Origin of the sequence: Lysobacter hankyongensis (genome assembly GCF_039543145.1) — a bacterium.
Taxonomy (GTDB): Bacteria; Pseudomonadota; Gammaproteobacteria; order Xanthomonadales; family Xanthomonadaceae; genus Lysobacter_I; species Lysobacter_I hankyongensis.
In genome coordinates, this window is sequence record NZ_BAABJE010000014.1 from 427,272 (window position 1) to 449,459 (window position 22,188).

Sequence of the window (22,188 nt, forward strand, 5' to 3'; positions counted from 1 at the left end):
CTGGTCACACCGGTTCAGTGCGCTTCGACGCCCGCGGTCGGATACGCCGACGGATATGGCGACAGCAACGCCAGTTCCTGCCGCTGCAGTTCCGCCCGCAGTTCGTTGGCGATGCGCGCGACCTCGTCGGCGACGTGCGGTTGCGGCAGCGCGGCGATCACGGTCGGGAATGCGCCGTTGTAGACCAACAGATTGGTCTGCTCGATCGGATCGTGTTCGAGGTTGTACAACTCCCATTCGTCCGGCACTGGCCGTTCGCTCCACGGGTCGCAGTAGCGCACCAGCTTCCACGGCCCGGAGCGCAATGCGCGCACGTGCGCCGGCTGCGGCACCGCGCCGGGCGACAACGCGGGCACGTAGGGATGCTGCGCGCCGCCTTCGGCCGGTGGCGTGCGCAACAGTTCGACCGTGGCCGCGAACACCTCGAACTGCTGCCAGGATTTGGTGTTGTGCGGATCGTCGTCGCGCGGCAGCGGCTCGGTGATCATGTCGTCGGTGGCGAACAGCACGCCCTTGCGCTCATGGCCGTCCGGGCCGATCACCGGACCACCGCCGTGGCGCAGGATCGGCACGAGATTCGCGCCGGGCAGCGCCGCGGCGAGATGCGTCTTCGACAGATTGCGGCGCGCGCGTTCGATGTGTTCGTCGGTGGCGTGCGCCAGCTTCAGCAGGGTCGGCAGGAGGTCGATGTGGCTGGTCTGCGCGTCCACCGCGCGCGGCCGGTCGCGGTGTTCGTTGAATCGACAACTCGACACCAGCAGCGGCACGTGGACCGCTTCCTGGTAGGCACCGTGCCATTTCTCGATCTGCATGCCGTGCGCGGCGCCGTATTCGCCGTGATCGGACGCGAACACCACGATGGTGTCGTCGCGCAGGCCGCTGTCTTCCAGCGCCTGCAGCACCCGCAGGATGTGGCGGTCGACCATCGAAATCATGTACGCGTAGTACTGCAGGAAGCCGACGCCGGCGCCGTTCGGATCGTTCTGCAACTGGAACGGGATGGCGATGCCCAGGGTCGCCTTCACCGCGTTCTGCAGCACCGTCTGCGGGTCGCCGCCGATGCCCTGCGCGATCGCCAGTCCGGTCGCCGACGCCAGCCCCAGCCCGACCTTGTACGAGGCGTCGAACTGCGCGCGCGGCTTGTTGTTGGTCAGCAGGTTCTCGTCCTGGGTCGGCGAGGCGGTGGCGCAGTCCTGCGGCAGGCCGGTGGGATTCATCGGCACCCGGAACGTGCCCTCGGTTGGGGTGGTGCTGACCGTGCCCTGCGGCGGAATCGGTACCGAACCGCCCGGCCCCACCGGCGACGGCGGCGCGATCGCGACCTGCGACGCACCGTCCGGCTGCGGCCAGCTCGGCTGCAGCCCGCGCGGCAGCGTCGGATAGGTCGCGATATCGTGCGGATTGGTGAACGAACACACCGCGAAGAACGGTGCGGTCTGCGGCTGGCGTGGATCCTGCGGCCGGTCCATGCCCTGCTGCGACAGCGCGCGGTTGTAGGGCACGCCCAGCCCGCGGCAGTGCAGGAAGGTGCAGGCCAGATCGGCGAACTGGTAATCGCGGAAGGTGCCGAGGTTGTTGATCGACGCGCCGTGCGGCTCCGGCCACGACAGCTCCCAGTCGCCGAACCCGTAGGCCTGGAGGGTGTGCTCGGGCGGCTCGCTGACGTGCCACTTGCCGAAGTAATGCGTGGTGTAGCCCAGTTCGCGGAAGTAGTCGCCCGCGGTCGGCGCGCCGTCGTGGCGCAGCCAGGGGAAGTTCGAGGCATCGCCGCTCTTGAACAACCCGTCGGTCTGGGTCACGCCGGTGCGCGGCCCGTACTGGCCGGTCATGATGCTGGCGCGGCTGGGAATGCAGGCCGATTCGGCGATGGTGTGATCGGTGAACACCGTCGCGTACTCGCGCAGCTTGCAGAAGCCGGGGAAATGCTTCGCGTACTCGTTGCCTTCGAGACTGCCGACGAACGAGAGGATGGTCTTGATGTCGTTCGCGAACCCGGCGTCGCCGTAGCCCTTTTCCGGGTAGTACAGCTGATCTACGAGGATCATGAGGATGTTGGGGCGGGTGTCGCGGACCGCCTGGATCGTGTCCCGCAGGCTTTGTTCGTCGTCGGTGCCGGTGTTGCCGCTGCCCTGCCCTGTCGTCTGCGCCATCGTGGCTGCTCCCTGTGTTGGATATCGCGTCCTGCCGGCCTTGCGCCGGACCGAGCCGGCATCATGCATACATCGGGGCGACGATCGCCACCCGGACGACGCACGCGTCGCAGTGGGGTGGCTTCCGGGGGTGCCGGGGGCCGGCCAAGCCTGCGATAATTCCCGGTCTTGGCCCCGTAGCTCAGCTGGATAGAGCGGTCCCCTCCTAAGGGACAGGTCGCACGTTCGAATCGTGTCGGGGCCGCCAGTTCCACGTCATTTCCCCTCTCGAACGACGCCGGCCGCCCGTCGCGGGCCTGCCGGTCAGCACCCAGGAGTTACCCGATGACCCACCCCGTCCTCACCGCGCTCGGCCTCGGCGCCAGCGAATCCGGCAGCTATCTCGGCCATGGGGAGTGGTCCAGCACCGCCGATGCCGGGGTGATCGAGCCGGTCAACCCGACCACGGGCGAGGTGCTGGGCCGGGTGCAGGCGTCGTCGCAGGCCGATTACGACCTGATCGTCGAGCGCGCCCAGGCGGCCTACAAGATCTGGCGCACCACCCCGGCCCCGCGCCGCGGCGAAGCCATCCGCCTCTGCGCCGACGCCCTGCGCACCCACAAGGACGCGCTCGGTTCGCTGGTCGCGCTGGAGATGGGCAAGTCGAAGCCGGAAGGCGATGGCGAAGTGCAGGAAATGATCGACATCGGCGAATTCGCGGTCGGTCTGTCGCGCCAGCTCTACGGCCTGACCATGCACAGCGAGCGCCCGGGCCACCGCATGTACGAACAGTGGCACCCGATCGGTCTGGTCGGCGTGATCTCGGCCTTCAACTTCCCGGTCGCGGTGTGGGCGTGGAACTCGTTCATCGCCGCCATCTGCGGCGACATCACCATCTGGAAGCCCTCGCCGAAGACCCCACTCTCGGCGATCGCGTCGATGAAGATCTGCAACGACGCGCTGAAGGCCGGTGGCTTCCCGGACATCTTCTTCCTGTTCAACGACGCCGGCAGCGACCTCGCCCAGCAGTTCGTCGACGACAGGCGCATCCCGCTGATCAGCTTCACCGGCTCGACCAAGGTCGGGCGCATGGTCGGCGAGCGTGTCGCCCGCCGCATGGGCCGCTCGCTGCTGGAACTGGGCGGCAACAACGCGATCATCGTCGACCCGACCGCCGACCTGAAGCTGGCGATTCCGGCGATCGTGTTCGGCGCGGTCGGCACCGCCGGCCAGCGCTGCACCACCACCCGCCGCCTGATCGTGCACGAAAGCATCTACGCCGACGTGCTGGCCAAGCTGATCACCGCCTACAGGCAGGTGGAAACCAAGATCGGCGATCCCACCGACCCGAAGAACCTGATGGGCCCGCTGAACAGCCGCGACGCCGTCGACGCCTTCCTCGACGCCATCGCCAAGGCCAGGGCCAGCGGCGGCACCATCGAAACCGGCGGCACCGCGATCGACGGTCCCGGCAACTTCGTGCGCCCGGCCATCGTCACCGGCCTGACCAACGATGCCGAGATCGTGCAGCACGAAACCTTCGCGCCGATCCTGTACGTCATGAAGTACGCCACCATCGATGAAGCCATCGACATGCAGAACGCGGTGCCGCAGGGCCTGTCGTCGTCGATCTTCACCACCAACCTCAAGACCGCCGAAGCGTTCCTGAGCGCGGCCGGCAGCGACTGCGGCATCGCCAACGTCAACATCGGCACCAGCGGCGCCGAGATCGGCGGTGCGTTCGGCGGCGAGAAGGAAACCGGCGGCGGCCGCGAGTCCGGTTCGGACGCGTGGAAGGCCTACATGCGCCGCCAGACCAACACCATCAACTACTCCGACGCGCTGCCGCTGGCGCAGGGCATCAAGTTCGATCTCTGACGTTCCGACACTCCAGGCCGGGCAGGCACGCCTGCCCGGCGCCCGCAGTACGCCCCACACGCACGCAGGAGACGACGCCATGAACGACACCAACAGGACCAGCACCCTCGCCGTCATCAGTCTGGTGGCCGGCATCCTCGGTTGGACCCTGCTGCCGTTCCTCGGCAGCCTCGGCGCGATCATCACCGGGCACATGGCGCGCAGCGAGATCCGCCGCGCCGCCGGCACGGTCGACGGCAACGGCCTCGCCATCGCCGGTCTGGTGCTGGGCTGGGGCTCGGTCGTCGTGACCGTGATCGGCATCCTGCTCGCGGTACTGTTCTTCGGCGGCATCGCCGCGCTGCTCGCCTGGCTCGGCCTCTCCGGCCAGCTCGGCTGAGGCCCACGCGCGCATGTACGGACTCGCCCGCCCCTTCCTGTTCCACGTCGATGCCGAGCGCGCCCACGGGCTCGGATTGTCGATGCTGGAAGCGGCCTATCGCACCGGGCTGAGTCCACTGCTGACGCGGGGCATGCCGTCGTTCCCGGTCAAGGTGATGAACCTGAGCTTCCCGAACCCGGTCGGCCTGGCCGCCGGGCTGGACAAGAACGGCGCGCACATCGATGCGCTGTTCGCGCTCGGCTTCGGCTTCGTCGAAATCGGCACGGTCACGCCGAAACCGCAGCCGGGCAACCCGAAACCGCGGATGTTCCGGCTGCCGGAGAACCGGGCCGTCATCAACCGCCTCGGCTTCAACAACGAAGGCGTGGACGCGCTGGTGCGCAACGTCGAGAAGGCGCGGCGCAGGGGCGACGGCAAGCTCGGGATCAACATCGGCAAGAACAAGGACACGCCGAACGAGGAAGCCTCGGTCGACTACATCCGCTGTCTGGAAAAGGTCTATCCGCTGGCCGACTACGTCACCATCAACATCTCCTCGCCGAACACCGCGGGCCTGCGCGAGCTGCAGGAAGAGCAGCAGCTCCGGCGGCTGCTCGGCCATCTGCGCGAGGCCCAGGAGCGGCTGTGGACGCGTCACGGCCGGCGCGTGCCGATGCTGGTGAAGGTGGCCCCGGATCTCGCCGACGAGGACATCGACGTCACCGCGCGCGTGCTCGGCGAGATGCAGGTCGACGGCGTGATCGCCACCAACACCACGGTGTCGCGGATCGCGGTGCACCAGCATCCGCTGGCGAAGGAAGCCGGCGGCCTGTCCGGCGAACCGCTGATGGCGAAATCGACCGCGGTGCTGCGCATGCTGCGCACGCGGCTGCCGGAGCAGATCCCGCTGATCGGCGTCGGCGGCATCCTCACCGGCGCAGACGCGGTGAAGAAGATGGCGGCGGGCGCGAGCCTGGTGCAGTGCTACACCGGCCTGATCTATCGCGGCCCCGGGCTGATCCACGAATGCGTGGACGCCATCCGCCGCCGCAAGGAAGCGCCCAGCCGCGGACATCTGCCGCCGTCGACATGAGCATCCGCCGCACCGAACACGCCCCGCTGCGCAACACCTTCGGCATCGACGCCCGCGCCGGACTGCTGATCGAAACCGACGACGTCGCCGACCTGCCCGCACTGTTCGCCGACGCCGGCGACGGCGATGCGACGCTGGTCGTCGGCGGCGGCAGCAATCTGCTGATCGTCGAAGGCCCGCCGCGGGTGCTCGCCCTGACCGCCCGCGACATGCGCGTGCTGGATGGCGTCGACGCGCACGGCACCGCGCACGACATCGCGATCGTCCGCGCCGATGCCGGCGTGGAATGGCACGCCTTCGTGCTGTGGACGCTGGCGCAGGGCTTCGCCGGCCTCGAGAATCTCGCGCTGATCCCCGGCACGGTCGGCGCCGCGCCGATCCAGAACATCGGCGCCTACGGCGTCGAAGTCGGCGAACGCATCCATGCGGTCGAAGCCTTCGAACGCGCCACCGGCGTCTTCCACCGTTTCGATGCCGCGGCCTGCGCCTTCGCCTATCGCGACAGCGTGTTCAAGCACGATCTCGACCGTTACCTGATCACCGCAGTGGAATTCGCGCTGCCGCGCGCGGACCGGTTGCCGCCGGAAGCGCTGACGCTGGACTACGCCGGCATCCGCGAGATGCTGGCGACGATGGGCGTCGCGACGCCCGGCGCGCGCGAGGTTGCGGAGGCGGTGATCCATCTGCGCCGCAGCAAGCTGCCCGATCCCGCGGTGGTCGGCAATGCCGGCAGTTTCTTCAAGAATCCGATCGTGCCGGCGGCGCAGGCCGACGCGCTGCTCGCCGCGCATCCGCGGCTGCCGGTGTTCCGCGGCGCGAACAACGACACCCGCAAGCTGTCCGCGGCGTGGCTGATCGACGCCTGCGGCTGGAAGGGCCATCGCATCGCGACCGGCTCCGGCGATGCCGGCGTCTCCGACCGGCATGCGCTGGTGCTGGTCAATCACGGCCGCGCCACCGGTGCGGAACTGCTGGCGCTGGCGCGCGACATCGCGGCGCGCGTGCGCGGCCGCTTCGGGGTGCCGATCGAACCGGAACCACGGATCGTCGGCGCGACGTGGTGACCGCGGCGCCCGCGATGGACACACGCATCGCCATCGTCCGGCGTCCCGCGCGCAGCCTCGCGCAGTCCTGCGAACTGACCTATCTCGATCGCGCGCCGATCGCGTTCGACAGACTCGAACGCCAGCATGCCGCGTACCGCGATGCGCTCGCCGCGGCCGGCGCGCGGGTGATCGCGCTGGACGCCCTAGAAGCATTGCCGGACAGCGTCTTCGTCGAGGATGCCGCCGTCGTCCTCGACGAAGTGGCGATCCTCACCCGCCCGGGCGCGGAGTCGCGTCGGATGGAGCCTGCGTTCCTCGATGCACCGCTCGCCGCGAAGCGCCGGTCGATCGAACGCATCGACGATCCCGCGACGCTGGACGGCGGCGATGTGCTGCGCGTCGGCGGCACGCTGTTCGTGGGTTTGAGCCGTCGGACGACGCGATCCGGACTGGAACGGTTGGCCGCCATCGTCCATCGCCATGGCTATCGCGTGGTACCGGTTCGGGTCCACGGCAGCCTGCATCTCAAGACCGCCTGCACCGCGCTGGATGCGGAAACCCTGCTGCTCAACCCCGCGTGGGTCGACGTCGACCCGTTCGAGGGTTTCTCGAAGATCGAAGTCGCCGACGACGAGCCCTTCGCCGCCAACGTGCTGCCGGTCGGCGACGCGCGCCTCGTCAACGCGGCCTTTCCGCGCACGCGCGAGCGCGTCGAAGCGTTCTGCGCCCGCGCAGGGCTGCGCGCGATCGCCGTCGACATCTCCGAATTCGGCAAGGCCGAAGCCGGTCTCACCTGCATGAGTCTGGTCTTCGACCCTTCATGCGACGGCGCGAGATGACCGCACCCCGCGGCCAGCACCTGCGCGCGGCGCTGCTGATGCTCGGCAGCACGATGCTGTTCGGGCTGATGACCGTCGCGATCCGGCTGGCGTCCGAAACGCTGCACACCTTCGAGATCGCGTTCTTCCGCAATTTCTTCGGTCTGGTCGCGGCGTTGCCGCTGCTGCTGCGGCACGGCCCGGACCTGCTGAAGACCACGCAGTGGCCGCGCTATGTGTTCCGCTGCGCGATCGGCGTGGTGTCGATGCTGTGCGGGTTCTGGGCGATCGGCCATCTGCCGCTGGCGCAGGCGGTGGCGCTGTCCTATTCCACGCCGATCTTCGTCACCATCGCCGCGGTCGTGTTCCTGCACGAACAGGTGCGCGGGCGGCGCTGGGCCGCGGTGGCGCTGGGCTTCGTCGGGGTGATGATCATCGTGCGTCCCGGCACCGCGGGGTTCAGCGCGGGCACGCTGGTCGCGCTGGCCGCGGCGGTGCTGAGCGGCATCGTGTCGATCCAGATCAAGCAGTTGTCGAAGGTCGAACCGGCCGACCGCATCGTGCTGTTGACCACCCTGCTGTGGGTGCCGATGTCGCTGCTGCCGGCCTTGACGGTGTGGGAGTGGCCGCGCGGCATCGCGTGGGTGTGGGTGATCGCCGCGGGTTTCCTCGGCACCGGCGGGCACATGCTGTGGACGCGCGCGCTGAAACTGGGCGACGTCTCCGCGCTGACGCCGATCAGCTTCATGCAGCTGCCGATCGTCGCCGTGGCCGGCTGGCTGCTGTTCCAGGAACGGCTGGACCGCTGGACCGCGATCGGCGCCGGCGTGATCTTCGCCGCGAACGCCTACATCGCGCATCGCGAAGCGCGGCTCGCGCGACGCGCGGCGACCCACGCGCCGGTGGAAGCCGCCAAACCCGGCGAATGATGTGCGACGGGGATCGCGTTCGCGACGCGTGGGCATGCGCGCACGCGGTGGCCGGCGCGCAGTTCGCGTCATGTCGGCGAACGGACGCCACGCGATGCATGCATGCTGCGTCGCAGCAAGAACCGCGGCATCTGCACATGCCATCGACGGCGATTGACCGCATCCCGTGCCCGGTGTACATCGGGGCGTCGATCCGGGCCCGCCCGGATCGCACCGGGCGATGCAGGGGGCATCGCCGCATCCAGAGACGGGTTCCCGGAACCGTCCCAACACGAACAAGGAGAGTGAAATTCATGGCCGTATCGATTCGATCCGCCACCCATCGCAAGCCCCGCATCCGCATCTCGCTGCTCGCCGCCGCACTCGTCACCGGCCTGGTGGCCGTGCCCGCGCAGGCCGAAGAAGGCGACTACTCGTTCTGGCAGACGCTCGCCAACCTGGTGACGCCGCCGAAAGCCGACAACAAGGTCACCGCCGCGCAGCGCACCGGCAACTATCCGCTGCTGTCCAACCCCTCCGGTTATGCCGACGGCTTCAGTCCCGGCGCGTACAGCAGCTGGCAGACGATCACGCTGTCGCCGGAAACCGGCGCGGTCTGCGGCAACGGTTCGCCGTACAAGTTCTTCGTCAACCGGGTGCCGCACACCCGCAACACCATCATCTACATGGAAGGCGGCGGCGCGTGCTGGGATTACGCCAGCTGCACCGGTCAGACCGGTGTGCGCGGTGCGCGCAACCCGAACGGCATCCCCGACGACTACATGAGCCTGCTGAACCCGGGCGCCAGCCTCGTCAGTCCGTTCATCACCCGCGTCAGCCCCTTCGATGCGGTGAAGACCCAGCAGTGGAACATCATCTACGTGCCCTACTGCACCGGCGACATCTACAGCGGCGACAAGGTCGCGGTCTACAACGATCCCGCCGGCGTGAAGCCGCCGCTGGTCTGGCACCACAACGGCATCCGCAACACCCGCGCGGTGGTGAGCTGGCTCAAGGACAACCTGCCGCGTCCGACCCAGATGCTGTCCACCGGCTGCAGCGCCGGCGGCGCCGGCAGCCTGACCAACTACGGCCCGCTGCGTCGCGACCTGGCCCCGACCCGCGGCTATCTGATCAACGATTCGGGCCCGGTGTTCGACGCGCCTGTGGGCGGCGATCCGCAGAGCTGGGCCTCGGTACCGCTGCAGACGCACATCCGCCAGGCCTGGGGCCTCAGCAAGCCGAACGGCCCGCTGCCCTACCTCGCCAGCCAGCTGCCGCAGCTCGACCTGAACCAGCTCGGCACGCTGTACAACGCGCTGTCGGCCAAGTATCCGGGCGACCGTCTCGGCCACACCCACTTCTGGCAGGATCTGAACTACTCGTCGTATTCGTACGAGCGCTTCTTCCCCGAGATCGAGAACGCGCCGAACCAGGCGACGAAGGAAGCGATGATCCACGCCAAGTGGGGCAGCGACACCGCCAGGCTGTCGGCGAAGCTCAACACGCTCGGCAATTTCGGCGGCTATTTCCCGCAGTACCGCGCGCTGAACGAAAGCCACTGCACCACCGTGGTCGACTTCAAGAACGGCGACATCCAGACCATGAGCCTGGAACTGCGGAACTTCATCGACAGCGTGCTGGTCGGTTCCGGCAACGTGCTGGACGCCTCCGAGGCCAGCGACACGGCGGACCGCGCGAAGCCCTTCAACCTGCTGTACTGGACCATCGACCAGCTGCTCTGACCGGCGATGGCTCCGCACGTCGTCCCGGCGGGCCCCGCGCCCGCCGGGATGGCATGATGCCCATCGAGATGCCGTCCGTCGCAAGGAACCCGTTCTCCGATCATGAAAATCCGTCTCGTCCATGTCGGCCTGGTGGTCGCCGTCGTGCTGCTGTTCGCGCTCTGGGGGACCGCGCATCTGCGCCAGGCCTCGGTGGCGCAGGCCATCACTCGCCCCGATCCGGCGGTGGCGCCGCAGGCACAGCCGGATCCCGCCATGGCCTCGACCCCGGAAGCGCGCGCCTACCAGAGCCGCCTCGCCTTCGAACGCCATGCCCGCAGCTTCCTGCGCGACGCCCCCGGGATGGACGACCGCACCCGGATCCAGCGCGCGCAGGCGCTCAGCCGCGAAATCGATCGCCGCGAACAGGCCCGAGAACTGTCCGCGGACGAAGCGGTGATGCTGCGCATCGGCCTCATCCATGCCGCGGTGAAGGACGATCGCGAACGCGTCCGCCAGGCCCAGGAAGTCGTCGACCGTTATCGCAAGCAGACCGCCGAGCGCCAGGCCGCGTTCCTCGCCCAGCAGCGGCGCGACGCGCAGTTCCAGGAATACAAGGCCACCGAAGCGCGGATCGTCTCGGAAGTGCTGGCGATGCCCAGCTATCCGAACGGCATGAGCCGCGACGATTACCTGCGCCAGCGGCTGCAGGAAGCGCGCGAAGCGATCTACGCCACCACTCCGCAGGCGCCGTCGCCCGGAGGTTGATGCCCCACCTTCGGCACATGCCATCGCCGCTGGGTGGGCTAGGCTGCATGTTTGCCCGTCAGCCTTGGATGTCCGAATGAACAAGACCCTCCTCACCCTGGGCCTCGCGCTCGCCATCGCCGCGCCCGCGACCTTCGCCGGCGACGCCGCCAAGGCGCAGCTCGGCGGCTTCGGCATCGCCTTGGAGAACCGCGACCTGTCGGTGAAGCCCGGCGACGATTTCAACCGTTACGCCAACGGCACCTGGTTCGACAACTACCAGCTCAAGGACTACGAAACCCGCTACGGCTCGTTCAACAGCCTCGGCGACCAGGCCGAACTGCAGACCCGGGCGATCGTCGAAGAACTGCAGGCGCGCCAGGGCGTGGCCGCGGGCAGCGACGAACAGAAGATCCGCGATTTCTACGCCAGCTACATGAACACCGCCGCGCGCGACGCCGCCGGCATCGCGCCGCTGAAGCCGGTGCTGGACCGCATCGCCGCGGTCGATTCCTTCGCCACGCTCACCGCCGCCTTCGGCCGCGCCGGCATCGACGGCACCAGCGCCCCGGTCGGCGGCGGCGTGACCCTGGACCGCAAGAACCCGGACCGCTACATCATCGGTCTCGGCGTCGGCGGCCTGGGCCTGCCGGACAAGGATTTCTATCTCAACCCGGACGCGCGCTTCGTGCAGATCCGCGCGGCCTATCTCGAACACATCGCGAAGATGCTCGGCTTCGCCGGGGTTCCGGCGGCCGATGCGAAGGCCAAGGCCGACGCGATCCTGGCGCTGGAAACCGAGATCGCGAAACAGCACTGGGATCGCGCCCAACTGCGCGATCGCGACAAGACCTACAACCTGCGGACCTTCGCGCAACTGCAGCAGGAATTCCCGGGCTACGACTGGGCGGCGCATTTCGCGGCTCAGGGCATCGCCGCGCCCGGCGACGTCAACATCGCCACGCCCAGCGCGGTCGGCCCGATCCTGGAGATCGCGAAGAAGACGCCGCTGAACGTCTGGCGCGACTACCTGACCTTCCACGCCGTGCGCAACCACGCACCGCTGCTGAGCACCGAGATCGACCAGAGCGCGTTCGCGTTCACCGGCGTCGTGTTGCAGGGCCAGAAGGCGCAGAAGGATCTGTGGAAGCGCGGCGTCGCACTGGTCGGCGGCATGGGCGGGCTCGGCGATGCGGTCGGCAGGATCTACGTCGCCCGTCACTTCAAGCCCGAAGCGAAGGCGTCGATGGACGTGCTGGTCGAAAACCTGCGCGCCGCGCTGCGCCAGAACATCCGCGATCTCGACTGGATGGGCGACGCCACCAAGGCCGAAGCCTATCGCAAGCTGGAAACCTTCAACCCGAAGATCGGCTACCCGAAGAAATGGCGCGATTACGGCACGGTCCGCATCGTTCCGGACGATCTGATCGCCAACGTGCTGTCGCTGCGCAAATACTTCAGCGACGACCAGATCGCCCGCCTCGGCCGCAAGCCCGATCGCGACGAATGGTTCATGACCCCGCAGACGGTGAACGCGTACTACAACGCCTCGTTCAACGAGATCGTGTTCCCGGCCGCGATCCTGCAGCCGCCGTTCTTCGACGTGAACGCCGATCCGGCGGTGAACTACGGCGCCATCGGCGGCGTGATCGGTCATGAAATGGGCCACGGCTTCGACGATCAGGGCTCGAAATCGGACTACGCCGGCGTGCAGCGCAACTGGTGGACCGACGAGGATCGCGCCCGCTTCGACGCACGCACGAAGTCGCTGGGCGCGCAGTACGCCGGCTACTGCCCGCTCGAAGGCCTGTGCGTCAACGGCCAGCTGACCATGGGCGAAAACATCGGCGATCTCGGCGGCCTGTCGATGGCGTACACCGCGTATCAGCTGAGCCTCAAGGGCAAGCCCGCGCCGGTGATCGACGGCCTCAGCGGCGATCAGCGTTTCTTCCTCGCCTGGGCACAGGTGTGGAAAGCCAAGTACCGGGAAGAGGCGACCGTCAACCAGCTCAAGACCGATCCGCACTCTCCGCCGCAGTACCGCATCAACGGCCCGCTGCGCAATCTCGACGAGTGGTACCGGGCCTTCGACGTGAAGCCGGGCGACAAGCTGTATCTGCCGCCGGAACAGCGCGTCCGCATCTGGTGATGCACGACCGCGCGCGCCGGCGCGCGGATGCCACCACACGGCCGCCGCGAGGCGGCCGTGTGCGTTCGTGCGGCCTCAGCCCGACAACGGCAGGCTGTTGGCGAACATCGCGGCTTCCTGCGCCTTCACCGGATCGCGCAATTGCTGGTGCGCCATCGACTTGTTGGTCCACAGCGCCCGGTAGGTGTCCCACAGCGCCTCGATGTGCCGGGTATGGTGGAAGGTCAGCAGCGCGCTGTCGTAGTAGACGATCGCCCCGCGGGCGTTGCCGGCCAGCAGGCATTCGTTGCCGCGGGCGAGGCGTTCGCGGAGGAAATCGAGGGCGTCGGCATGTTCGCCGGCCGTGACGTTCTGGGGCATCGAAGACTCTGCGGGATGGTTGGCGACGCACCGGGGCGTCGCAGGTATCGCAGACAACGCCGACGGCCGCACGGAACGGCCATCGATGCGCCGCAGGCCGTCAACCGCTGCGCCAGGGACGCGCGCCGTTGCGGAACACCAGCAGATAGACCGAGGCGGTCCAGGCCGAGGCGGCCGCCCATCCGGCGAGGATGTCGGAGGGGTAATGCACGCCCAGATACACCCGCGAGAACGCCACCATCGCGGCGAACGCGACCATTCCGATCGCCACCGGCCAGCGCCAGCGCGTGCGCCACGCGAGCAACAGCAGCACCCACGCCAGGGTCGCCGAGCCCATCGCATGCCCGCTCGGGAAGCTGTAGGTCGCCTCCGGGGCGATCGATTCCCAGAGGCTCGGGCGGTCGCGGGCGAAGAACTGCTTGGTGGACAGGTTCAACAGGGCCGAACCCACGATGGCGACGCCCGCGAAGATGCCTTCGCGCATGCGCCGGCGCCAGGCCAGCACCGCGATCAGGGCGATATCGAACGGCACCACGCCCCACTGATAACCGACCGCCGAAAAGAACAGGAATATCCGGTCGAGGCCTTCGCCGGCGAGGTCGCGGGCGAAATGCAGGATCGGCGCGTCGAACGCGAGCGGCTCGCCCTCGTGGACTTCATCGGCGAGTTCCGCGAAGCCCCACAGCGGCAGCAGCAGGCCGAGGAAGATCAGCGCAAGCCGCAGCAGGCGCTGGCGCAGGAAATCCGCGCCGAAACGCAGATCCTGGCGCAGCGTGGCGAACACCTCAGTCGGCGTGCGCATCCGATCCGAACTTGCGCGCGACGTAACCGTCGATGATGCCGAGGAATTCCCGGGCGATGCCGTCGCCGCGCAGGGTCATCGCCTTCTCGCCATCGATGAACACCGGCGCCGCCGGCGCTTCGCCGGTGCCCGGCAGGGAAATGCCGATGTTGGCGTGGCGCGATTCGCCCGGGCCGTTCACCACGCACCCCATCACCGCGAGGGTCAGGTTCTCCGCGCCGGGATGGGTGATCTTCCACTCCGGCATCTTCGCGCGCACATGTTCCTGCACCACTTTCGCCAGTTCCTGGAAGAACTCCGAGGTGGTCCGTCCGCACCCCGGGCAGGCGGTGACCATCGGCGTGAACGCACGCAGGCCCATGGTCTGCAGCAGCTCCTGGGCGACGACCACTTCCTGCGTGCGCGAGGCGCCGGGTTCGGGCGTGAGCGAGATGCGGATGGTGTCGCCGATGCCTTCCTGCATCAGCACCGCGAGCGCTGCGGCCGAGGCGACGATGCCCTTGCTGCCGATGCCGGCCTCGGTCAGGCCCAGGTGCAGCGCGAAATCGGAGCGCGCGGCCATGTCGCGATAGACCGCGACCAGTTCCTGCACGCCGCTGACCTTGGCGCTGAGGATGATGCGCTCGCGCGCCAGTCCGATCTCGACCGCGCGTTCGGCGGAATCCAGCGCGGAGCGGATCAGCGCTTCGCGCAGCACGCGGCCGGCATCCCATGGGGCGGCGCGCTGTGCGTTCTCGTCCATCAACTGTGCGGCCAGCGACTGGTCCAGCGAGCCCCAGTTGGCGCCGATGCGCACCGGCTTGCCGTAGCGGATCGCGAATTCGATGAGCTGGGCAAACTGGGTGTCGCGCTTCTTGCCGAAGCCGACGTTGCCGGGATTGATGCGGTATTTCGCCAGCGCCTCGGCGCAGGCCGGTTCGTGGGCGAGCAGCTGGTGTCCGTTGTAGTGGAAGTCGCCGATGATCGGCACCTCGATCCCCATCATCGCCAGCTTCTCGACGATGCGCGGCACCGCCGCGGCGGATTCGGGATTGTTCACCGTCACACGCACCAGCTCCGAACCGGCGCGCCAGAGTTCGGCGACCTGTCGGGTGGTCGCGGCCACGTCGGCGGTATCGGTGTTCGTCATCGACTGCACCACCACTGGTGCATCGCCGCCGACGGCGACCTGGCCGACGCGGACCTGGCGGGTGGAACGGCGGGCGGCGGGACCGAACGCGGGCGCCGCGTCGTCGCGGCAAGGCAGGGGCTGTGCGGACATGGGCGCATTGTAACGGCGACGCATGTCGGTAGAGCGGGCTTCAGCCCGCTGCTTCACCGGGAGGATAAGCAGCGGGCTGAAGCCCGCTCTACCGCGCCGCATGATCGGGGCTGCGGCGCGATTCCCGTATCCTGTGCGCATGTTCGACCCGCCCGACACCGACGACCGCAAGGCGCTGACCCCCAGCCAGCTGAACGCCCTCGCCCGCAATCTGCTGGAGGACGCCTTCCCGCTGATCTGGGTGGAAGGCGAACTGGGCAATCTCTCGCGCCCGGCCTCCGGCCACCTGTATTTCACCCTGAAGGACGAACGCGCCCAGGTCCGCTGCGCGCTGTTCAAGCCCAAGAGCCAATGGCTGAAGTTCGCGCCGCGCGAGGGCCTGCGGGTGCTGGCGCGCGGCCGCCTGACCCTCTACGAGGCCCGCGGCGACTATCAGCTGATTCTCGACACCATGGAGGAAGCCGGCGAAGGTGCGCTGCGTCGCGCGTTCGAGCAGCTGAAGGCGAAGCTGCAGGCGGAAGGCCTGTTCGACCAGGCCCGCAAGCGTCCCCTGCCGGACCACGTCCGCCGGCTCGGCGTGCTCACCTCGCCCAGCGGCGCCGCCGTGCGCGATGTGCTGAGCGTGCTGCGCCGACGGTTTCCGCTGGTCGAGGTCGACATCCTGCCGGTCCCGGTGCAGGGCGACACCGCCGCGGCGCAGATCGTGCGCATGCTGCAGGCCGCCGGCCGCAGCGGCCGCTACGACGCCCTGCTGGTCACCCGCGGCGGCGGTTCGCTGGAAGATCTGTGGGCGTTCAACGACGAACAGCTGGCCCGCGCGATCGCCGCATCGCCGGTGCCGGTGGTCTCGGCGGTCGGCCACGAGGTCGACGTCACCCTCGCCGATTTCGCCGCCGACCTGCGCGCGCCGACGCCCTCGGTGGCCGCCGAACTGCTGGTGCCGGATCGCGCGGATCTCGTCGCGCATCTGCGCGCGCAGGCGCGGCGCCTGCACGCCGTGCACGAACGCCTGATGCGCCACGCCGCGCAGCGCACCGACCGCGCCGCCCTGCGCCTGCAGGCGCTGCGTCCGCAGGCACGGCTCGACGCCCTCGGCCGGCGTCAGACGGATGCGCTGCGGCGCCTGCATGCGGCGTGGACGCAGGCGGATCAGCGTCGCCGCGCGCAGTTGCGGCATGCCGCCGCGGTGCTGCACGCATCGCGCCCGCAGCGGCGACTGTCGCTGCTGCGCGACCGCCTGCAGTCGCTGGCGCCGCGTCCGCAATCGGCGACGGTGCGCGCATTGCAACGGCGCGCGCTGCAATTGCACGGTCTCGCGCGCTCGCTGGAAGCGGTCAGCCCACTGGCCACCGTCGCCCGCGGCTACGCCATCCTGCAGCGCGAAGACGGCCGCATCGTGCGCAGCGTCGACGATGCACGCGCCGGCGACGCGCTGGCCGCGCGATTGCGCGACGGCGTGCTGCGAGTGCGGGTCGAAAACAACGATTGATCGAAGCAGGGCCGAGCTTCGATCGGCGCCCACTCAGGCCTTCCGCACGTACTCCACTTCCACCGCCCGCGTCTCGTCGCCATCGGGCGAGATGTTGGTCATGACGATGGTCAGGCGGTCGTCGTCGGGCTGTTCGATTTCGGTCCGCCAGCCCCAGCGCGGGCCGGGCGGGGTCTGGCCGTCGCCGTAACTGCCCAGCACCGCGAAATGCGCGGGATCCGCGGCGCCCGCGGTCTGCGAGGCCATGATCGAACTGCCGGTGTGGAAACTGTCGACCCAGGCGCATTCCCAGCGCCGCTCGTCGATGTGATACCCGTACAGCGCCACCCCGGCGTAGCTGCGGCCATCGAACTCCCACTGGTACTCGTGCAGCAGGAATCGACCGCCCAGGACCGGTCGCAAGGTGCCGCGCTGGGTCGATTCGGCCGCGAGCATGTCCCGCTCGAACCAGAGTCGGTAGATGCCCTCCCATTCGCCGGCCATGCGCGCCAGCCGGCGATGCGGACCGTCGATCACCTTGTCCGCGGCGGGATGCGCACACCCCGTCTCCGCCGCACCGTTCGCCACGAAATCCGTCGCCATCGCGCCGCCCCCCGACCCGTTGAGGACCAGCCTACTCCCGTCCTCGCGCCTCGTGTAGCGCCGGAAACGGCCGGGAACGCCTGTCGGCACCGACGGCACGGCGGTTCCGCGACGCTCCGCACGAGCCGGAACGCTAAAAAAATGTTATCACTGCCGCCCGCATCGCCCTGCCCATGCGGCAGGGCCGGCGTCAGGGGGCGCCGAGCAGGAGTTTTTTCACCAGCAACCAATGGATCAGGAGGTCCCATGTCGCAACCCATCGCCCGCAGCCGTCGCGCTGCACCGTCCATCACCGCCCTCGCCCTGGCGCTCGCCGTGGCCCTGCCGGCTTTCGCCCAGGATGCACCGGCCGCCGAAGGCAACGCCGGCGAACTCGACGAAATCCAGGTGCTCGGCAGTCGCGCCAAGAACCGCACCGCCGCCGAAACCGCCGCGCCGGTCGACATCATCCGCGCCGAGCAGCTCGAACGCACCGGCGCCCGCGAACTCGGCCAGTTGCTGCAGATGCTCGAACCGAGCTTCAACTTCTCCCGCACCACCATCTCCGACGGCACCGACATTCTCCGCCCGGCCACCCTGCGCGCCCTCGGCCCCGATCAGGTGCTGGTGCTGGTCAACGGCAAGCGCCGTCATCAACAGGCGCTGGTGAACGTGCAGCAGACCATCGCCCGCGGCTCCGCCGGCACCGACATCAACGCCATTCCGGTCACCGCCATCGACCGCATCGAAGTGCTGCGCGACGGCGCCGCGGCCCAGTACGGTTCCGACGCCATCGCCGGCGTGATCAACATCGTGCTGAAGAAGCAGACCAAGGAAACGCAGGTCTATTTCGAGGCCGGCGAAACCCGCAAGGGCGACGGCGAAGTGCTGCACGGCGGCCTGAACACCGGCTTCGAACTCGGCAGCACCGGCTTCATCAACCTCACCGCCGAATACCGCGACCGCGGCGAAACCAATCGCGCCGGCCTCGACACCCTGCGCGTGTCGTCGCCGCGCGTCACCCAGCGCATCGGCGACGCCGACGCCAAGGACGCCTATCTCTGGCTCAACGGCGGCCTCGAACTCGGCGGCGGCGAACTGTACTGGTTCGGCGGTCTCTCCCGCCGCGAAGGCGACTCCTCCGGCTTCTACCGCAGCGCCGGCGACGGCCGCACCGTGCCCGCGCTGTATCCGAACGGCTTCCTGCCGAACATCATCACCACCGTCGACGACGGCTCGCTGGCGGTCGGCTATCGCGCGCAGCTCGGCGACAACTGGGACTGGGATCTGTCGGTGAACCACGGCCGCAGCAAGTTCGGCTTCCACGAGCGCAATTCGGTCAACGTGAGCTGGTGGTACGAGCCGAATCCGGTCACCGGCGGCATCTACGCCCAGTCGCCGACCTCCGCCGACACCGGCACGCTGAAATTCGACCAGACCACGCTCAATCTCGATTTCCGCGGCACCCTCGACATCGGCAGCAGCGAACCGCTCAGCCTCGCGGTCGGCGGCGAATACCGCAGCGAGAACTACGCCATCGAAGCCGGCGACCCGGTGTCCTACACCTACGGCCGCACCAACAATCCGGCCATCATCATCCTCAACCAGAACGGCGGCTTCGCCGCCCCGGGCATCCAGGGCTTCCCCGGCTTCTCGCCGAACGAGGCCGTGGACGACGGCCGCCACAATTACGCGGTCTACGCCGACGCCGAAACCCGCTTCGGCGGCAAGTTCCTGGTCGGCGGCGCGGTGCGTTTCGAGGACTACTCCGACTTCGGCAACACCACCACCGGCAAGCTCTCGCTGCGCTACGATTTCACCGACACCTTCGCCCTGCGCGGCACCGTCTCCACCGGCTTCCGCGCGCCCGGCGTGCAGCAGTTGTTCTACAGCCAGCGCTCGACCAACATCGATCCGGCGACCGGCCTGCTGGCCGACACGCTGACCGCACGTCAGGACAGCGCCGTCACCCGTGCCTTCGGCATTGATCCGCTGAAGGAAGAAGAATCGAAGAGCGTGACCCTCGGCTTCAGCTGGCGCCCGAGCGACCAATTCAGCCTGACCGTCGACGTGTTCCGCATCGACATCGACGACCGCATCATCTTCTCCAGCAACATCGCCCCGGAGACCATCGGCACCAACGGCCTGCCCTGCACGCCGACGAACACCAACTGCCCGATCCGCGCGATCCTGGCGCCGTTCGGCGTCGCCCAGGCTCAGTTCTTCACCAACGCCATCGACACCGAGACCACCGGCGTCGACATCGTCGGCGAATTCAGCACCGAGGCCGTCGGCGGTACGCTCGACATCACCGCGCTGCTGCACTGGAACGACACGCAGGTCACCGCGCGCCGTTCGCAGTCGCCGATCCTCTCGCCCACGCAGTTGTTCGACGACAGCCAGGTCACGCTGATCGAGGAAGGTCAACCGGGCGCGCACCACGTCCTGCAGGGCGTGTGGACCCGCGGCAACTGGGACTGGACCCTGCGTGCGAACTACTACGGTGCGGTCGCCGGCGAAGGCTTCACCCCGGGCTTCAAGCAGACCTGGGACGGTGCGACCCTGTTCGATGCCGCCCTCGGCTGGAACGTCAACGACAAGCTGCGGATCAGCATCGGCGGCAACAACATCTTCGACACCTACCCCGACAAGTGGGATCCGGTGAACGCGTTCCCGTTCCCGCAGCTCGGCTTCACCTACGGCTGGGAAACCCTGCCTTTCGGCATCAACGGCGCGTATTTCTACGGCAAGGTGGATTTCCGGTTCTGACGGACCTGCTCTGATCGCGCCCGCAGCGCCACGCGTCACGGAACGGACGACGAAAGTCGTCCGTTCTTTTTTGATGCGAATGAACTGCGGATATTCCCGGTAGAGCGGCCTTCAGGCCGCTGTTTTTCGGAAATGCAGCAGCGGCCTGGTTTTCAACAGTCGAATGACTGGTCAGGCCGCTCTACCAAACCTCGCGGCCAGTCCGCGCCAGCGTCAACCCCATTCCCGCGCCTGAGGCGTTTTCCGGTCTGCCCACTCACGGAGACCCGCCATGCGCCGCACCGCCCGTCCGCTGTCCCGCCACCTCCCGACCCATGCCCTCGCCGCCGCGGTGCTCTGCGCGCTGGCGCTGGCGGGATGCCATCGCAGCGACGCCGTCGCCGAAGCCCCGGCCGATCGCGAGGTCGCACCGAAGCCGGCCCGGCAGACGGCGGATGCCGCCGCCCGCGATGAAGTCGACAAGGTGGTCGTCACCGGCTCGCGCGTGGCGCGTGCGGAAGAACGCAAGGCGGCCGGCGCGGTCGCGAACTACCAGATGCCCGCGGCGGCGCCGCCTCCGCCTCCGCCCATGCCGGCGATGATGATCGCGCACGAACCCATGCCGATGCCCGACGCCGAAAACACCGAGAAGTACGCGGAGCGCGACGACAACCCGGTACGCCGCGCGAGCGAGGAACCCGTTTCCACCTTCTCGATCGACGTCGACACCGGCAGCTACAGCAACGTGCGCCGCATGCTGCGCGGCGGCACACGCCCGCCGGCGGATGCGGTGCGCGCCGAAGAGATGATCAATTATTTCGACTACGGCCATCCGGGGCCGTCGTCGCTGGCGACACCGTTCCGCGTCACCACCGAAATCGCACCGGCGCCGTGGAACGGCAAGCGTCAACTGCTGATGATCGGCATCAAGGGCTACGACGTGCCCAAGGCGCAGTTGCCGCCGGCGAACCTGGTGTTCCTGATCGACACCTCCGGTTCGATGCACAGCGAAGACAAACTGCCGCTGCTGAAACAATCGTTCGCGCAACTGGTCGAACAACTGCGGCCGCAGGACCGCGTGACGATAGTGGTCTACGCCGGATCCGCAGGCCTGGTGCTGGAACCCACGCCCGGCAGCGAGAAGGCGAAGATCCTCGCCGCGCTGGACGATCTGCAGGCCGGCGGCAGCACGAACGGCGGGGCCGGCATCCAGTTGGCCTACGCGATGGCGAAGCAGGCGTTCGTGAAGGATGGCGTGAACCGCGTGATCCTCGCCACCGACGGCGATTTCAACGTCGGCACCACCGACCAGAAAGCGCTGGAAACGTTGGTCGGCGATCAACGCAGGCATGGCATCGCGCTGACCACGCTCGGCTTCGGCCAGGGCAACTACAACGACGCGATGGCCGAACGTCTGGCCGACGTGGGCGACGGCAATCACGCCTACATCGACACTCTGCAGGAAGCGCGCAAGGTGCTGGTGCAGGAAATGCAGTCGACCCTGCTCACCATCGCGAAGGACGTGAAGATCCAGATCGAATTCAACCCGGCCCAGGTCGCGGAATACCGCCTGATCGGCTACGAGAACCGCATGCTGAAGCGCGAGGATTTCGCCAACGACCGGGTCGACGCCGGCGATATCGGCGCGGGCCATGAAGTCACGGCGCTGTACGAGATCACCCTGGTCGGTTCCGGCGCGGAGCGGCTGCCGGCGCTGCGCTATGCAGCTCCCGAGCTGAAGGGCGGACCGGTGTCGGGCGAACTGGCGCACCTGCGCCTGCGCTACAAGCGTCCGGGCGAAGAAACGAGCCGTCTGATCGAAACGCCGATCGCGAAACCGCACGAGCCGCGCCGCCACGCACCCAGCGCGTCGCTGCGTTTCGCCGCGACCGTCGCCGCGTATGCGGACGCGCTGCGCGGTGGCGGGAACATCGAAGGCTGGACCTGGGAAGACATCGCCCGCAGCGCGCGCGAAGCGATCGGCAACGACCCGTGGAAGCAGCGCGCCGAGTTCATCGGACTCGTGGACGATGCGCGCCGGATCACCGGCGGCGACACCCCGCAGATCGGCGTGATCGCCGACTGAGTCCGCGCGCGGCGGCGGCCCCAGGGCC

At 68.4% G+C, this 22,188-nt stretch carries 17 protein-coding genes and 1 tRNA gene; 13 read left to right on the forward strand and 5 right to left on the reverse strand.

The annotated features are described in order from the left end of the window. Positions 1–14: 14 nt before the first annotated feature. Positions 15–2,150 (reverse strand): sulfatase-like hydrolase/transferase, encoded by a 2,136-nt coding sequence (locus ABD974_RS13855; RefSeq protein ID WP_345303911.1) that lies wholly within the window; start codon positions 2,148–2,150, stop codon positions 15–17. 170 nt (positions 2,151–2,320) lie between these two features. On the opposite strand from ABD974_RS13855, the gene ABD974_RS13860 reads away from it, so the two are divergent. From ABD974_RS13860 to ABD974_RS13905, 10 genes are all read left to right on the forward strand, one after another. After that, a tRNA-Arg gene (locus ABD974_RS13860) sits at positions 2,321–2,397 on the forward strand. A 77-nt stretch (positions 2,398–2,474) separates the two neighbouring features. Beyond that, positions 2,475–4,007: an L-piperidine-6-carboxylate dehydrogenase gene (gene amaB, locus ABD974_RS13865; RefSeq protein ID WP_345303912.1), complete on the forward strand. Its 1,533-nt coding sequence runs from the start codon at positions 2,475–2,477 to the stop codon at positions 4,005–4,007. Positions 4,008–4,086: 79 nt separating this feature from the next. Beyond that, a complete protein-coding gene (locus tag ABD974_RS13870; protein ID WP_345303913.1) occupies positions 4,087–4,386 on the forward strand; it encodes a DUF4190 domain-containing protein in 300 nt (99 codons plus the stop codon). 13 nt (positions 4,387–4,399) lie between these two features. Then, entirely contained in the window at positions 4,400–5,461 is a 1,062-nt protein-coding gene (locus tag ABD974_RS13875) for a quinone-dependent dihydroorotate dehydrogenase (RefSeq protein ID WP_345303914.1), read from the forward strand. Next, positions 5,458–6,525: a UDP-N-acetylmuramate dehydrogenase gene (gene murB / locus ABD974_RS13880; RefSeq protein WP_345303915.1), complete on the forward strand. Its 1,068-nt coding sequence runs from the start codon at positions 5,458–5,460 to the stop codon at positions 6,523–6,525. The genes ABD974_RS13875 and murB overlap by 4 nt, the downstream gene beginning before the upstream one ends. 14 nt (positions 6,526–6,539) lie before the next feature. Continuing rightward, entirely contained in the window at positions 6,540–7,346 is an 807-nt protein-coding gene (locus ABD974_RS13885) for a dimethylarginine dimethylaminohydrolase family protein (RefSeq protein WP_345303916.1), read from the forward strand. Then, a complete protein-coding gene (locus ABD974_RS13890) occupies positions 7,343–8,254 on the forward strand; it encodes a DMT family transporter (RefSeq protein WP_345303917.1) in 912 nt (303 codons plus the stop codon). Before ABD974_RS13885 ends, ABD974_RS13890 begins: the two co-directional genes overlap by 4 nt. A gap of 293 nt (positions 8,255–8,547) precedes the next feature. Next, entirely contained in the window at positions 8,548–9,978 is a 1,431-nt protein-coding gene (locus ABD974_RS13895; protein WP_345303918.1) for a pectin acetylesterase-family hydrolase, read from the forward strand. A gap of 102 nt (positions 9,979–10,080) precedes the next feature. Continuing rightward, complete coding sequence (locus ABD974_RS13900) at positions 10,081–10,725, forward strand: hypothetical protein (RefSeq protein ID WP_345303919.1); 645 nt, start codon at positions 10,081–10,083, stop codon at positions 10,723–10,725. 76 nt (positions 10,726–10,801) lie between these two features. Then, a complete protein-coding gene (locus tag ABD974_RS13905; RefSeq protein ID WP_345303920.1) occupies positions 10,802–12,853 on the forward strand; it encodes a M13 family metallopeptidase in 2,052 nt (683 codons plus the stop codon). Positions 12,854–12,928: 75 nt separating this feature from the next. Here the strand turns inward: ABD974_RS13905 and ABD974_RS13910 are convergent, their stop codons facing one another. The 3 genes from ABD974_RS13910 to ispG form a co-directional block, all read right to left on the reverse strand. Then, entirely contained in the window at positions 12,929–13,213 is a 285-nt protein-coding gene (locus ABD974_RS13910) for a hypothetical protein (protein ID WP_345303921.1), read from the reverse strand. Positions 13,214–13,313: 100 nt separating this feature from the next. After that, positions 13,314–14,015 (reverse strand): phosphatase PAP2 family protein, encoded by a 702-nt coding sequence (locus ABD974_RS13915; RefSeq protein WP_345303922.1) that lies wholly within the window; start codon positions 14,013–14,015, stop codon positions 13,314–13,316. Further along, a complete protein-coding gene (ispG, locus tag ABD974_RS13920) occupies positions 13,999–15,276 on the reverse strand; it encodes a flavodoxin-dependent (E)-4-hydroxy-3-methylbut-2-enyl-diphosphate synthase (protein ID WP_345303923.1) in 1,278 nt (425 codons plus the stop codon). The genes ABD974_RS13915 and ispG overlap by 17 nt, the downstream gene beginning before the upstream one ends. 139 nt (positions 15,277–15,415) lie before the next feature. On the opposite strand from ispG, the gene xseA reads away from it, so the two are divergent. Next, a complete protein-coding gene (gene xseA, locus ABD974_RS13925) occupies positions 15,416–16,765 on the forward strand; it encodes an exodeoxyribonuclease VII large subunit (protein ID WP_345303924.1) in 1,350 nt (449 codons plus the stop codon). Between the two features lie 33 nt (positions 16,766–16,798). Here the strand turns inward: xseA and ABD974_RS13930 are convergent, their stop codons facing one another. Beyond that, complete coding sequence (locus tag ABD974_RS13930) at positions 16,799–17,347, reverse strand: DUF1579 domain-containing protein (protein ID WP_345303925.1); 549 nt, start codon at positions 17,345–17,347, stop codon at positions 16,799–16,801. A gap of 246 nt (positions 17,348–17,593) precedes the next feature. On the opposite strand from ABD974_RS13930, the gene ABD974_RS13935 reads away from it, so the two are divergent. Together ABD974_RS13935 and ABD974_RS13940 are read left to right on the forward strand one after the other, a co-directional pair. After that, positions 17,594–20,095, forward strand: a complete 2,502-nt coding sequence (locus ABD974_RS13935; RefSeq protein WP_345303926.1) for a TonB-dependent receptor plug domain-containing protein — start codon at positions 17,594–17,596, stop codon at positions 20,093–20,095. A 271-nt stretch (positions 20,096–20,366) separates the two neighbouring features. Beyond that, positions 20,367–22,160, forward strand: coding sequence for a vWA domain-containing protein (locus ABD974_RS13940; protein WP_345303927.1), 1,794 nt, complete (start codon positions 20,367–20,369; stop codon positions 22,158–22,160). Positions 22,161–22,188 lie beyond the last annotated feature (28 nt).

What these genes read in the sequence shown, in the direction of transcription:
- ABD974_RS13855 (WP_345303911.1), bottom strand. Translation starts at nt 2,150, where the DNA reads ATGGCGCAGACGACAGGGCAGGGCAGCGGCAACACCGGCACCGACGAC.
- amaB (WP_345303912.1), top strand. Translation starts at nt 2,475, where the DNA reads ATGACCCACCCCGTCCTCACCGCGCTCGGCCTCGGCGCCAGCGAATCC.
- ABD974_RS13870 (WP_345303913.1), top strand. Translation starts at nt 4,087, where the DNA reads ATGAACGACACCAACAGGACCAGCACCCTCGCCGTCATCAGTCTGGTG.
- ABD974_RS13875 (WP_345303914.1), top strand. Translation starts at nt 4,400, where the DNA reads ATGTACGGACTCGCCCGCCCCTTCCTGTTCCACGTCGATGCCGAGCGC.
- murB (WP_345303915.1), top strand. Translation starts at nt 5,458, where the DNA reads ATGAGCATCCGCCGCACCGAACACGCCCCGCTGCGCAACACCTTCGGC.
- ABD974_RS13885 (WP_345303916.1), top strand. Translation starts at nt 6,540, where the DNA reads ATGGACACACGCATCGCCATCGTCCGGCGTCCCGCGCGCAGCCTCGCG.
- ABD974_RS13890 (WP_345303917.1), top strand. Translation starts at nt 7,343, where the DNA reads ATGACCGCACCCCGCGGCCAGCACCTGCGCGCGGCGCTGCTGATGCTC.
- ABD974_RS13895 (WP_345303918.1), top strand. Translation starts at nt 8,548, where the DNA reads ATGGCCGTATCGATTCGATCCGCCACCCATCGCAAGCCCCGCATCCGC.
- ABD974_RS13900 (WP_345303919.1), top strand. Translation starts at nt 10,081, where the DNA reads ATGAAAATCCGTCTCGTCCATGTCGGCCTGGTGGTCGCCGTCGTGCTG.
- ABD974_RS13905 (WP_345303920.1), top strand. Translation starts at nt 10,802, where the DNA reads ATGAACAAGACCCTCCTCACCCTGGGCCTCGCGCTCGCCATCGCCGCG.
- ABD974_RS13910 (WP_345303921.1), bottom strand. Translation starts at nt 13,213, where the DNA reads ATGCCCCAGAACGTCACGGCCGGCGAACATGCCGACGCCCTCGATTTC.
- ABD974_RS13915 (WP_345303922.1), bottom strand. Translation starts at nt 14,015, where the DNA reads ATGCGCACGCCGACTGAGGTGTTCGCCACGCTGCGCCAGGATCTGCGT.
- ispG (WP_345303923.1), bottom strand. Translation starts at nt 15,276, where the DNA reads ATGTCCGCACAGCCCCTGCCTTGCCGCGACGACGCGGCGCCCGCGTTC.
- xseA (WP_345303924.1), top strand. Translation starts at nt 15,416, where the DNA reads ATGTTCGACCCGCCCGACACCGACGACCGCAAGGCGCTGACCCCCAGC.
- ABD974_RS13930 (WP_345303925.1), bottom strand. Translation starts at nt 17,347, where the DNA reads ATGGCGACGGATTTCGTGGCGAACGGTGCGGCGGAGACGGGGTGTGCG.
- ABD974_RS13935 (WP_345303926.1), top strand. Translation starts at nt 17,594, where the DNA reads ATGTCGCAACCCATCGCCCGCAGCCGTCGCGCTGCACCGTCCATCACC.
- ABD974_RS13940 (WP_345303927.1), top strand. Translation starts at nt 20,367, where the DNA reads ATGCGCCGCACCGCCCGTCCGCTGTCCCGCCACCTCCCGACCCATGCC.